13 protein-coding genes and 1 pseudogene are annotated in these 12,488 nt (G+C 71.9%); 4 read left to right on the plus strand and 10 right to left on the minus strand.

Features of this window, described 5'->3' with window-relative positions; all coding sequences use genetic code 11:
• Positions 1-9: 9 nt before the first annotated feature.
• Entirely contained in the window at positions 10-1,089 is a 1,080-nt protein-coding gene (locus tag JHN45_RS45930) for an ROK family transcriptional regulator (protein WP_201055353.1), read from the minus strand.
• A 119-nt stretch (positions 1,090-1,208) separates the two neighbouring features.
• Here JHN45_RS45930 and JHN45_RS45935 point away from each other — a divergent pair, with 119 nt between their 5' ends.
• The 3 genes and pseudogenes from JHN45_RS45935 to JHN45_RS45945 all read left to right on the plus strand — a co-directional run.
• On the plus strand, positions 1,209-2,294 hold the full coding sequence (locus tag JHN45_RS45935) for a Gfo/Idh/MocA family oxidoreductase (RefSeq protein ID WP_201055354.1): 1,086 nt from the start codon (positions 1,209-1,211) through the stop codon (positions 2,292-2,294).
• A complete protein-coding gene (locus JHN45_RS45940; protein ID WP_201055355.1) occupies positions 2,291-2,821 on the plus strand; it encodes a heme-degrading domain-containing protein in 531 nt (176 codons plus the stop codon). Before JHN45_RS45935 ends, JHN45_RS45940 begins: the two co-directional genes overlap by 4 nt.
• A gap of 69 nt (positions 2,822-2,890) precedes the next feature.
• Positions 2,891-3,079, plus strand: a pseudogene (locus JHN45_RS45945) (LLM class F420-dependent oxidoreductase); the annotation flags it as partial.
• Between the two features lie 43 nt (positions 3,080-3,122).
• On the opposite strand, the gene JHN45_RS45950 reads toward JHN45_RS45945, so the two are convergent.
• From JHN45_RS45950 to JHN45_RS45975, 6 genes are all read right to left on the minus strand, one after another.
• A complete protein-coding gene (locus JHN45_RS45950; RefSeq protein WP_201055356.1) occupies positions 3,123-3,680 on the minus strand; it encodes a Uma2 family endonuclease in 558 nt (185 codons plus the stop codon).
• A gap of 63 nt (positions 3,681-3,743) precedes the next feature.
• On the minus strand, positions 3,744-5,843 hold the full coding sequence (locus JHN45_RS45955) for an acyltransferase family protein (RefSeq protein ID WP_201055358.1): 2,100 nt from the start codon (positions 5,841-5,843) through the stop codon (positions 3,744-3,746).
• Positions 5,844-5,910: 67 nt separating this feature from the next.
• A complete protein-coding gene (locus JHN45_RS45960; RefSeq protein WP_201055359.1) occupies positions 5,911-6,768 on the minus strand; it encodes a fumarylacetoacetate hydrolase family protein in 858 nt (285 codons plus the stop codon).
• A gap of 131 nt (positions 6,769-6,899) precedes the next feature.
• The gene (locus JHN45_RS45965; protein WP_201055360.1) at positions 6,900-7,556 is read right to left on the minus strand and encodes a membrane protein insertase YidC; all 657 of its coding nucleotides are present in this window, start codon (positions 7,554-7,556) and stop codon (positions 6,900-6,902) included.
• A 71-nt stretch (positions 7,557-7,627) separates the two neighbouring features.
• The gene (locus JHN45_RS45970) at positions 7,628-7,918 is read right to left on the minus strand and encodes a DUF6412 domain-containing protein (protein ID WP_201055361.1); all 291 of its coding nucleotides are present in this window, start codon (positions 7,916-7,918) and stop codon (positions 7,628-7,630) included.
• A 41-nt stretch (positions 7,919-7,959) separates the two neighbouring features.
• Positions 7,960-8,487 (minus strand): helix-turn-helix domain-containing protein, encoded by a 528-nt coding sequence (locus JHN45_RS45975; RefSeq protein WP_200717116.1) that lies wholly within the window; start codon positions 8,485-8,487, stop codon positions 7,960-7,962.
• A 68-nt stretch (positions 8,488-8,555) separates the two neighbouring features.
• Between JHN45_RS45975 and JHN45_RS45980 the strand changes: the two genes are divergently transcribed.
• Complete coding sequence (locus JHN45_RS45980; protein ID WP_201055362.1) at positions 8,556-9,983, plus strand: MFS transporter; 1,428 nt, start codon at positions 8,556-8,558, stop codon at positions 9,981-9,983.
• Positions 9,984-10,018: 35 nt separating this feature from the next.
• Here JHN45_RS45980 and JHN45_RS45985 read toward each other — a convergent pair whose 3' ends face one another.
• From JHN45_RS45985 to JHN45_RS45995, 3 genes are all read right to left on the minus strand, one after another.
• A complete protein-coding gene (locus JHN45_RS45985) occupies positions 10,019-11,125 on the minus strand; it encodes a CU044_5270 family protein (protein ID WP_200717118.1) in 1,107 nt (368 codons plus the stop codon).
• On the minus strand, positions 11,122-11,679 hold the full coding sequence (locus tag JHN45_RS45990; RefSeq protein ID WP_307783386.1) for a sigma-70 family RNA polymerase sigma factor: 558 nt from the start codon (positions 11,677-11,679) through the stop codon (positions 11,122-11,124). The genes JHN45_RS45985 and JHN45_RS45990 overlap by 4 nt, the downstream gene beginning before the upstream one ends.
• Positions 11,680-11,889: 210 nt before the next feature.
• On the minus strand, positions 11,890-12,488 hold a 599-nt coding region (locus JHN45_RS45995), incomplete at its 5' end, for a class E sortase (protein WP_201055363.1).

The following is a 12,488-nucleotide window of genomic DNA, read 5'->3' on the forward strand; positions in this document are numbered from 1 at the left end:
CCCCACGGCCTACCCGTCCGCCCGCCCGAACAACGGTCCGAGCAGCAACTGCGCCGCCCCCTCCGCCACGCCCCGCGCTCCGCCGGAGGCGACCCGTACCGGTACGGCGGCCTCGCCCGCGCCGCCCTCGCGCCGGGCGCGTTCGCCGAGGACGGCGGCGACTCCGCGCACGAAGGGCTCCGGGTCGGCGGTGACGGTACGGCCGCCCAGCAGCACGAGGTCGATGTCGAGCAGCCCCACGAGGTTCGCGGCACCCGCGCCCAGCACCCGCGCCGCCTCCCCCACATCCCCGCGCCCTACGGCGGCCAGGCACAGGGCCTCGATACAGCCCCGGTTCCCGCAGTCGCAGGGCGGCCCGTCCAGCTGGATGACCTGGTGCCCGAACTCCCCGGCCCCGGTCCGCGCCCCCCGGTGCACACCCCCGCCGATCACCAGCCCGGCGCCGAGCCCCGTACCGAGATGCAGATAGGCGAAGGCCCCGCCCTCCCCGCCGACGGCCAGTCCGAGCGCGGCGGCGTTCGTGTCCTTGTCGACGACGACCGGCACCCCGAGCCGCGCCCCGAGCGCGTCCCGCAGCGGAAACCCGTCCCACTCGGGAAACCCGGTGACGCGATGCAGCACACCGTGGATGTGATCGAGGGGACCGGGCAGGGCCACACCCACACCGAGCAACTGGCCCACGGCAACGCCCACCACCCCCTCGACCTCCCGGGCCACCGCCTCCACGACCACCGCGGCACCCGCCCCCAGGTCCAGCGGAGCGCTCCGCTCCCCGACCACCGTCCCGGTGAGATCGACGAGGACGACCCGCAGTTCGTCCCGGTCCAGATGCACACCGACCGCGTGGCCGGCCTCCGGTACCAGGCGCAGGACCGTGCGCGGTTTGCCGCCCGTGGAGGCGCGGCGCCCGGCCTCCGTGACCAGGCCGGGCTCGCGCAGCCGGGCCGTGATCTTGCTGACGGCCTGGGGGGTGAGCCCGGTGCGATCGGCGAGTTCGAGACGGCTGATCCCGTCCGGCCCGGCGGTCCGCAGCAGATCGAGCACCAGCGCGGTGTTGTGACTGCGCACGGCAAGCAGATTCGCACCCACCGCACCCACCGCACCCGGTCCGCCCGTCGATCCGGTTCCACTCCCGCTCCGCGCACTGTTCACTCCCCCATTCTCCCCACCACTTGCACTTTGGCAACAGCGTTGCGAAAGTGGAGGGCATGACTGGACGCACCACTCGCACACCCCTCCGCGTCGGCCTCGTCGGCTACGGCCTCGCGGGCTCCGTCTTCCACGCCCCGCTGATCGCCGCCACCGAGGGCCTCGCCCTCGACACGGTCGTCACCTCGAACCCGGAGCGCCAGGACCAGGCCCGCGCCGAGTTCCCCGACGTCCGCATCGCCGCGTCGCCGGACGAACTCCTGGACCGCGCCGCCGAGTTGGACCTGATCGTCATCGCGTCGCCGAACAAGACGCACGTGGCGCTCGCGACGGCGGCCCTGAAGGCCGGCCTGCCGGTCGTCGTGGACAAGCCGATCGCCGGCACGGCGGCCGAGGCCCGCGAGCTGGCGGCCCTCGCCGAGCAGCACGGTCTGCTCCTCTCCGTCTTCCAGAACCGCCGCTGGGACAACGACTTCCTGACCCTGCGCAAGCTGCTGGCCGAGGGCGAGCTGGGCGACGTATGGCGCTTCGAGTCCCGTTTCGAGCGCTGGCGCCCGCAGCCCAAGGGCGGCTGGCGCGAGTCCGGCGACCCGGCAGAGATCGGAGGTCTGCTCTACGACCTCGGCAGCCATGTCGTCGACCAGGCGCTGACCCTCTTCGGGCCCGTGACCTCCGTGTACGCCGAGTCGGACATCCGCCGGCCGGGCGCGGAGACGGACGACGACACGTTCATCGCGCTGACCCACGCGAACGGCGTCCGCTCGCATCTCTACGTCTCCGCGACCACCGCCCAACTCGGCCCGCGCTTCCGCGTGTTGGGCTCCAAGGCGGGTTACGTCAAGTACGGCCTCGACCCCCAGGAGGCGGACCTGCGGGACGGCAGGCGCCCGGGCGCAGTGGCCGGCTGGGGCGAGGAACCCGAGTCGCTCTACGGCCGTGTCGGCTCCGGCGAATCCCCGCTGACCGGCGGTGGCCGCCCCGAACCCACCCTCCCCGGTGACTACCCCGCGTACTACGCGGCCGTCGCCGCCGCCCTCCGCGACGGCGCCCCCAACCCGGTGACCGCCCTGGAGGCGGCTGCCGCCCTCGACGTACTGGAAGCCGCGCGCCGCAGCGCCCGCGACGGAGTGACGGTGACCCTGTGACCCAGCACAAGCCCGCGATCACCCAGCGGATCGCCCCCGAGATCACCCCGACGGTGGAGGAACTCGAAGCGCAGGAACGCCGGTTGGTGTTCCAGCACTTCACCCACGACGACGCCTGGCGGCTCGGCTCCCTCCTCGTGGAACTCGCCCAGGAGAGCCAGGCCCCGGTCGCCATCGACATCCGCCGCGCCGGCCAGCAGCTCTTCCACGCCGCGCTGCCGGGCTCGACCCCCGACAACGACGCGTGGATCGACCGCAAGCGCAGGGTCGTCGAGCGCTTCGGCGCCGCGTCCTACCTGGTCGGCACCCGCTTCCGCGCCAAGGGCAGCACCTTCGAGGACTCCTCCCGCCTCGACCCCGACGAGTACGCGGCCCACGGCGGCTCGTTCCCGATCAGGGTCGAGGGCGTCGGCGTCATCGGCACGGTGACGGTGAGCGGCCTGCCGCAACTGCAGGACCACCGGTTCGTGGTGGCGGCGCTGGAGCAGTTCCTGGACGACGACACGAAGGACGAGGAACGGAATTAGCCCCGGGTTCCCTCCGGTTGGGACTGTCCAGCACGTCCAGTACATCCGACACCGGAGGGAACGGGACCGATGAGCAGTGCCCTGAAGGAGACAGTCGGCCGGTACGGCATCTGGAGCGTGGCGCTGCGCTCCGAAGATCCGTCCCGGCGGGGCGAGTTGGCCGAAGCCTCGGCCGAGCTGGAGCAACTCGGCTACGGCGCGGTCTGGTTGGGCGGCAGCAACGCCGCCCGCAACGCCGTCCCGCTCGTCGCAGCGACCTAGCACTCGGCCGAGGATCGCGTGTCCGTCCGGCTGGGTGGACCTACGCCAGGTCAGACGTGTCCAGGTCGAACCCGAAGGGCTCGGGCAGCCCGAGCTTCGCGCCGAAAACCGCCTTCTGCGAGTGCTGGTATCGACCGCCTTCGGGCTCCCAGTGCACGACCACCTCGCCACGGTGCCGGTCGACGAGCAGATACACCGGCAGGGCGGCCTGGGCGTAGGCGTCACGCTTCTCGACGCGGTCCGCGTCCGCGTCCTTCTCGCTACCCGACGTCACCTCTACGACCATCAGGACGGCCGAGGCATCCGCCCAGGACGGCTGCCCCCGGAAGTTCCCGAGCGGGGCGACCGCACCAACGACCCGAGCGCGCCCGGCGCGATAGGCGGGAATGGCCAGCCCTCGCTCCTGGTACATGCGCAGCCCTGGATCATGCGCCCGCACCTGGTCTCCGACGGACATGACGTTCTCGTCGTGGTCACCGTCCGGAGCCGGAGTCACGATCACCCTCCCGTTGATCAGCTCGACGTGGAGGCTCTCCGGCGCCGCGGCATCGAGCGCTTCGAACTCCTCCAGTGTTACTTCGGTCTGCGCAACGGCCATGGTGCCCTCCTTCTCCTGACCAGCCTACGCGTCCTTGAACTCGTGCCGCTGACGCACCGGCCCTCACATCCCCAGCTTCCGCAGTTCCTGGTCCAGCACCGGAGTCAGCGCCTCCGCATAAGTCTCCGCCATGTGGCTCTCGTCGCGGTAGACGAAGGTGTCGCCGACGGCCACGGGGCAGGCGCCCGACGAGGGGCACAGCCAGGGCTTGGGGTCGATCACCGTGGCGCCGGCGCTGAGGGCGCCCTGGCGGTTGGCCTCGCGGAGGGTGCGGTTCTTGGTCGCGTCGCTCTGGTCCTGCTCGCACTTCTCCAGCCGCAGTGGATGCGTCGACGCGCATTCGACGGGGTCGCCCTGCGGCCAGGGGGTGTCGAGCAGGACGGCCACATGGTCCGCGGCCCGGGTCAGGCGGTCGTAGACGCGTGCGTAGCCCGCCGTCCACTCGGCCTGCGGGTCCTGCATCGGCTTGTACGGCGCGGCCACCTCGGAGGAGGAGGCCACGACCAGCATCGGGTGCAGGTCGGCGATCCGGTCCAGCGCGTCCTTCCGCCAGGTGTCGCACGAGGTGTACGGGCCGTGGTTGTTGATGATCGTGATGTCGGCCGTCTTGCAGGACGACTTCGTCAACGACACGAGTTTCCAGCCGTATTGACGGCTCAGCTTCTCCAGCGCCGGGAACCACTGGGCGGCGTGGGAGTCGCCGTAGAGGACGACGACCTTCGAGGACGAAGGATCACCGTAGACACAGGCGGGCGAGCGGGTGACGACGTAGTTGAGGTGGCAGCTGTCGAGGTAGACGGCCGAGCGCTTCGCCTTGATGGCGGTGAGTTCGGGTGACAGGTTGCTCGGCAGCGCGGTCGCGGGTGAGGTGAGGAGGTCGGCGAGCCGGGCCTGGGGGTCGGAGGCCTTCGTCAGGGTCTCGGCCAGCCCGGGCACGCGGGCGGTGGAGCCGATCGACGGCGGGAAGGACGTCGAGACGACGGCGACGGACACGACCGTCGCGGACAGAGCGAGGCCCAACCCCACGGCCACCGTGGGCCGTTGACGCAGCGCGGCGCTGAACCGGATCGGGTTCTCCACCAGCCGCAGGCTCACCCAGGCCAGCGCCAGGGCCACCGCGCACAGCGCGAGGTTGGTCCGGGGCCCGGCCGTCCGTTCCAGGGCCATGGGGCCGATCACCAGTAGCGGCCAGTGCCAGAGGTACCAGCCGTAGGAGAGGTCGCCCAGCCGGGCCAGGGGGCGTACCCCGACCAGCCGGGAGGCTGCGGACGGGGCGTCGGCGCGGCAGCCGCCCGCTATCACCAGGGCGGCGCCGAGCACCGGCAGCAGCGCGAAGTGGCCGGGGAAGGGGGTGTCGGCGTCGTACAGCGTCGCCGCCGCGGCTATGCCGGCCAGCCCGAACCACACACCAGCTGCGGTCAGTTGGCGCGGGAGGCGGTCAAGTGACCCGGCGGCGAAGGCCAGCAGGGCTCCGACGCCCAGTTCCCACAGCCGCGTGTGCGGACCGAAGTACGCCCAGGACGGCGAGACTTCGATCGTCCGGACACCCAGGACGTACGACACCACGCACAACACGCCGAGCGGCAACACCCGCAGCCCCGGACGTCGTATCAACTTCCAGCTGACCAGCAGGAGTACGGGCCACAGGAGGTAGAACTGCTCCTCCACGGACAGCGACCACAGGTGCTGGAAGGGCGAGGGCGAGCCGCCCTCGCGCAGGTAGTCGGTGCCGGACCGCGCGAGGTCGACGTTCACGAAGTACAGCGCGCCCGCCGCCGCGTCGTGCATGAACTCGGCGTAGCGGATCTTCGAGGCGAAGAGCCGGCAGCCCAGGATGGTGGCCAGCGACACCAGGGTCGCCAGCGGGAGGATGCGTACCGCACGGCGGGCGTAGAAGCGCCGCGGGGAGAGCGAGCCGGTGCGCGCCGTCTCGCGCAACAGGCCCGAGGTGATGAGGAATCCGGAGATCACGAAGAAGACGTCGACCCCGACATAGCCGCCGGCGACGTGCCGGACTCCGGAGTGCGCCAGCACGACGAGCGTGACGGCGAGGCCGCGCAGCCCCTGGATGTCGGGCCGCAGCGGTGGCCGCGCCGCAGGGGCGGGCCGCGGGTCCGGTGCCGTCTCGCGCGCCGGACCGGCGGCCGTGGGGGTGTACGTCATACCCGGAACTGTCCTACAGGCGACGGGCGTTCCGGTGATTCACATCACATTGGTTACCCGTTGTTCGTCAGGCGTCCTTCAACTCCTGCCGCTGCCGCCCGAGTCCGGAGATCTCCAGCTCCACGACGTCCCCGGCCCGCAGGAACGGCTTCGGTTCGGGCTGCCCGAGCGCGACCCCCGCCGGCGTACCGGTGTTGATGACATCACCGGGGTACAGGGTCATGAACTGGCTTACGTAGCGCACCACTTCGGCGACCGGGAAGATCTGCTCGGCGGTCGTCCCGTCCTGCTTCAGCTCGCCGTTGACCCACAGCTTCAGCGAGAGCGCCTGGGGGTCCGGCACCTCGTCGGAGGTCACCAGCCACGGGCCCAGCGGGTTGAACGTCTCGCAGTTCTTGCCCTTGTCCCAGGTACCGCCCCGCTCGATCTGGAACTCCCGCTCGGACACGTCGTGCGCGACCGCGTACCCCGCGACATGCGCGAGCGCCTCCTCGTGGGAGTCCAGGTAGCGGGCCGTACGGCCGATGACGACGGCGAGTTCGACCTCCCAGTCGGTCTTCACCGACTTGCGCGGGACGAGCACGGTGTCGTAGGGCCCGACGACCGTGTCCGCCGCCTTGAAGAAGACGACCGGCTCGGCGGGCGGCTCGGCGCCGGTCTCGCGGGCGTGGTCGTGGTAGTTCAGCCCGATGCACACGACCTTGCCGATCCGTGCCAGCGGCGGCCCGACCCGCAGCCCGTCGGCGTCCAGCGCGGGCAGCGAGCCCGCGTCGGCCGCCGCGCGGATCCGGCCGAGCGCGGCGCTGTCGGCGAGCAGCGGTCCGTCGATGTCCGGGACGATGCCGGACAGGTCCCGCAGGGTCCCCTCGGCGTCGAGCAGCGCGGGCCGCTCCGCCCCCGCCGTACCGACTCGCAGCAGCTTCATCTTCACCATCTCCATCGATCGTGCGGGCGCCGTCGACCGATGGGTGCAGCCATCGGATGACTGGTCGATCCTCCAAGCTCACAGTCCAGTCCGCAATACCCGGTTCACGGACTGGACCGGCACCGCGCCGCTCAGCTGTAGAGCAGGGCCCGTTCGGCGGCGCTCCAGGCCGCGCTGGTCACCACGTACAGGGCGACGGCGAGCGGCACCACGGCCACGGTGACGAGGGTGAAGAAGGACATGAAGGGCAGCACGCGGCCGACCGCGCCGGCGTCGACGGCCGTCCGCCGGGCACGGACGTAGCTGAAGCCGGCGACCACGGCGACGACGAGGAACAGGCCGACGTAGACGAGCCCGGCCGGCCCGAACACCCCGCCCCCGGCGAGCGCGTCGGCCCACCGTCCGCCGAGCGGCGCGGCGAACAGCCGGTGGGTGAGCAGCTCGTCGCCTCCGCCGGAGAAGAGCCGGTACAGCAGGAAGAACGCCGGGAGTTGCAGCAGGGTCGGCAGCAGCCCGGACAGCGGTGACACCTTGGCGTCGGCGTGCAACTCCAGTACGGCCTTCTGCAGTTTCTCCGGCTGCTTCGCGTACCGCTTCCGCAACTCGGCGACCTGCGGCTGGAGTTGGGCCCGCGCCCGCTGTCCGCGCGCGGCGGCCCGGGAGAGCGGATGGACGAGGAGTCGTACGAGCGCGGTGAACAGGACGATCGCGGCGGCGACCGCGGACGGGCCGCACAACGGGTGGAGCAGGTCGGCGAGTTGGCCGACGACATGGGTGAGTACGGACATGGGTGAGCCCTCCGTGGGTCTCGTCGTGCCGGAGTGGGGCATGGCGAAGTGACGACCCGCGCGGGAACGCGTTACGCGGTGGTCGTCCGGAGGGTGGTGCCGGGTGCTCGGGGGCGGGGGCGGCCCGAGGCGTCGGGGTCGCGCTGGGGCAGGAATGCCGTACGGCGGGCCCGGTCGCGGATGGCCGTACGGACCCGGGTGGGAGGCACGGCGGGCGCGCTGCGCGCGGGGAGGAGGGCGCAGACGGCGAGGGCGGTGCCGGTCGCGGCGAGCGCGACGGCGGCCGGGAGGCTGCCGGTGTCGGCCAGCACCAGCGGGAGCAGCAGCACGAGGAGCAGTACGGCGGCGCGATCGCGGACCATCGACTGCCCCCTCCCCTCAACTGCCGTTCTCGTACCGTCCGTTATACCTGATCGGACTCGAACGGCTGGAGCAGTCGGCGCGGCTTGAGGAGGGCGCGGCTGATCGGGTCCGCCGGGTTCGGGTCGAGTCCGGGGCCCGGGTCCACGAGGACGTCGGGGACGGGGACGACGACCGCGCAGCGCGGGCACTCGCCGTACAGGCCGAGTTCGGTGCCGCAGTCGGCGTGCCGGAAATAGCGCAGCTGGGGTTCGTCGAACTGCTCGCGGCCCCAGCGGCCGAGTGAGCGCAGCGTCGGCCAGAGGGCGAGCGCGCGGTCCGTGGGGACGTACTCGTCGCGCGGCGGCGACTCCTGGTAGCGGCGCTTTTCGAGGATGCCCTCGGCGGTGAGCGCCTGGAGGCGGGCGGCGAGGACCGCGCGCGGGATGCCGAGGTGGACGAGGAAGTCGTTGTAGCGCCGTACGCCGTAGAGGGCGTCGCGGATGACGAGCAGCGTCCAGCGCTCGCCGACCACCTCCAGTGCCCGGGCGATCGAGCACTCCTGCGTCGCGTAGTCCTTGCCCAGTGCCATGCCGACCACCTTAGCCATTTTCCGACTCAAGGTTCAATGAACGAACCCACAGTGCTACGGTACTCCCCATGACTAGGTTCAGTGAACGAACCCTCTCCCGGGTTTCCGCTCCGGTTTCCGCTCCGGTTTCCGAAAAGCCCGAGGTCACCGAGGCCGACGCGCCCCGCCCTCGCGCCACCCTCGCCCTGACCAGCGCGGCCACCGCCGTAGCGCTGATGACGTACACCGCGCCGATGGTCACGCTCCCCGACATCGCCGCCGCCCTGCACACCCCCCTCTCCGCCCAGGCCTGGCTGCTGAACGGCACCCCGCTCGGCCTCGCCGCGCTGCTCCTGGTCGCCGGCAGCCTCGCCGACGACTACGGCCGCCGCCGGATCTTCCTCGCCGGCACCTTCGCGCTGGGCATCACCACCGCGCTCTCCGCGCTCACCTCCTCGACCCTGCTGTTCACCCTGACCCGCATCGCGCAGGGCGCCTCCAGCGCGGCACTGCTGGCCAGCAGCCTGGGCCTGATCGTGCACGCCTTCCCGACCCCGCGCGGCCGACTGCACGCGACCGGCGTGTGGGGCGCGTTCGTCAGCGGCGGCATAGCGGTCGGCCCCCTGGTGACGGGCGCGATGCCCGACTGGCGCCTCGCCTACGTCGTCCTCGGCGCCGCCGCCCTAGTCGTGGCCGCGCTGGGCGTCCGTAGCCTCTCCGAGTCCCGCGCGCCCCGAGGCGGACGCCCCGACCTGGCCGGAGCGATCACCTTCGGCCTGGCCCTGGTCGCCCTCGTGGCCGCACTCACCCTCGGCCGCGACGGCTGGCTGCGCGCCCCGGTCGGCCTGCTCCTGCTGGCGGCCGTACTGCTCGTCGGCGTCTTCGCCCTCGTCGAGCGCCGGGGTACGACCCCGATGATCGACCTGAGCCTGCTGCGTCACCGCCCGTTCCTGGCCTCCTCGGCGGGCGGCCTGTTCACGGGCTTCGCGGTGATCGGCCTGTTCAGCTTCCTGCCGGCGCTGCTGCAGCAGACGCTGGGACTGTCCGCGATCGACACGGCCTGGCTGTTCCTCCTCTGGTCGGGCCTGTCCTTCACGGTCGCCCTCCAGGCCCGCCGCCTCGCCGGCCGCGTCTCCTCCCGGCACCAACTCGCCCTGGGATTCCTGCTCCACGCGGCCGGCGTCCTGACCATGCTCGGCGCGCTCGACTCCGGTTCCTGGACCCGACTGCTGCCGGGACTGGTGATCGCCGGGGTGGGCAGCGGCCTGCTGAACGCCGCGCTGCCGCTGCTGTCCGTGGAGTCCGTACCGGCCGCCCGGGCCGCGATGGGCTCCGGCGCACAGCAGACCTTCCGCTACATCGGCTCGTGCGCGGGCGTTGCGCTGACGATCGCGATCGCCACATCGGCGGGCAGCGGTCTCGCCCGCGGCGCGGACATCGCGATGGTGGTGTCGGCGGCCCTCGCGGTACTGGCGGCGGTGAGTGTGGTGGTGCTGCGGGAGCGGGCGCAGTCCTGACCGGCCCCGCTCCTCAGGGCCGCTCCCCCCGCTCCTCAGGGCCGCTCCCCCGGCTTGTCCACGACACCCCACGCGGCCCGGGCCGTGATCATCGCGTCGGGATCCGTGCCGGGCGCGGGCGAGGCCGACGCGTACGGGCCCTGGGCGTCCTTGGCCCACTGGGGAATCTCGACCGGCGCGGCGTGCCTGACCTCCCCCAGGAAGACATACGTCCTCGGGTCGAAGAACAGTTCCTGCTTGCCCTGCCAGCCCGAGACGGTGGCCTTGGCGTACGTCACGGTCACCCCGATCGCCGCCCGCCCGAGGGGGTCCTCGATCCCCTTCTCCACCCGGGCCCCGGGAATCCTCGCGAGCGCCCGGAACAGTCCGGCCTGCGCGTTCGGCGGGATCAGCACGGAACGGTAGAGGACGTCGATCTCCCGCCAGTCGCGCTGTGCCGTGGTCTCACCCTTGATGTCACCAATGGCGTGCTCCTTGCGGATGGCGGCCATCATGCGGTCGGGATCGCTCGGGAGTGTCGCCAGGAAGCGGTAGAACTGGCGCTGGGACCGGTCGTCGTAGCCCTCCCTCTTCCACTTCTCCTCCTGGTTGGGGAAGTACCGGACCTGGAGTCTGTCCGGATCGAAGTTCGACATGTCCCCCGCGCCCGGGACGCCGGGCAGTTGGGCGGCGCCCGTGCCGTCCCAACGGGTCCACTGCTCGCTGCTCTGGGGCTTCCCCTGGTCGAACGAGGTGCTCTTCTCGTAGACCCACTGCTTCGGGCCGGGCTCGGTCGTGCCGAGCTTCTCCACGGTGGCGGCGGCCAGTTCGAGGGTGTCCGCGGAGGCCTGCGCGGAGAGCAGCCGACGCCCTGCGGGAGTAGTGGTGGTGGCGCGGGCGGTACCCGCGGCGTCGTCGTCGGAGAGTGCCGCCACGATCCCACCCGTGACGACGAGCCCCGTGGCCGCCGCGGCGGTCATCAGGACGAACCTGCGGCGGGGCAGCGGAACCGGGGCGGGCCGTTCGGCGCCGACCGCCTCCTGCCGGAACGCCTCGGCGAGCAGGGCCCGTTGGGGCGCGAGACGGTCACTGTCGGGCAACGGCACGTCCGCGCGCAGGGGGATGTCGACACGCAGGGCACGTGCGTCGGCGGGCTCGTTCATGCGGGATCACCTTCCGGTGCGTGCGGATCGAGTGGGCTGTACGGGGCTGTCGTCGCGCGGAGTTTCCGGCGGGCCCGGTTGAGCCGGGAGCGGACGGTGCCGACCGGGATGTCGAGGGCCTCGGCGATCTCCTGATAGGTGAAGTCCGCCCAGGCGAACAGCAGCAGCGCGTGCCGGTCCCCCTCCGAGAGCGCGGCCAGCGCCTTGGCCAGCGGCCGGGAGGCGGCCTGCGCGGTGACCCGGTCGTCGGCGGAGTCGGTCCAGGTCTCGGCCACCGGGTCGTGACCGGTACGGGCCAGCAGCTTCAGCGCCCTGACCTCCTCACGGCGGTGCCGGCTGATCAGCTTGGCCGCGATGCCGTGCAGCCAGGGGCGGACACCGGCCCGCCCGCTGTCGTAACGGGCCCTGATCCGGAAGGCCGTCAGAAAGGTCTCGGCGGTGACGTCGTCGGCCGCGTCCCGGCCGAGGCGCCGGGCGACGTACTGGTGGATGGTGGGCGCGTGCCGGTCGAACAGCACGGCGAAACGCTCGGGTTCGTCGAGCGAGGCGGCCACGAGTACGGCGTCGGCCTGTCCGGGGTCACCTCTTGGATCACTTCTCGGGTCACTTCTTGGAGAAGAACGGCACAGTGCATCGGAATCGGTCATGGACGGTCCGTGTCGTCGGAGGAAAGGGACGGCGTTCACCCAGTACTTGCCGACTGACCGGATTCGGGTTCACGGACCCCCAGTGTCACGGACCCTCGCTGTCACGGCCCCCCGGTGTCACGCGCGCGGTCGCGTGGACGTGAGCGTGCCCCACACCGCCATGCGGTACCGGGAGGTGAACTCCGGGGTGCAGGTGGTGAGGGTGATGTAGTGGCCGGGCGTGCTGTAGCCGTAGGACGGTTTGACGGTCGAGCGCGGGATCGGCCGGATGACGCCGGAGTCGGCGGCGGAGGTCTGCGGCAGGATCTTGTCGACCGTGTAGGTGTAGACGGCCGTGCCGGTCTCGACCTGGACGGTGTCCTTGAGCCGCAGCCGCGGGAGATACCGGAAGGGTTCGCCGTGCGTGTTGCGATGCCCGGCGAGCGCGAAGTTCCCTTCCTGGCCCGGCTGTTGGGTGCCGGGGTAGTGGCCGACGTACCCCTTGTTCAGCACGTTCCGCTTGCTGACGCCTTCCGCGATCGGGACGCGGAGGTGGAGGCGGGGGATGGTGAGGATGGCGTAGGCCTGGGAGCGGCGAGGGGTGGTGGACCCTCCGGATCCGGTGGCGGTGGTAGTGCTGGTGCTCCGGTCCGGTGAACTGCCGTCGGCGGCATCCGTGTCGGCCGGTGCCGATGCGGTCCCCGGCCCCGGCCCCGCCCCCGACCCCGGTGTCTGCG

It is taken from the genome of Streptomyces sp. MBT53, from assembly GCF_016654115.1.
Classification (GTDB): Bacteria; Actinomycetota; Actinomycetes; order Streptomycetales; family Streptomycetaceae; genus Streptomyces.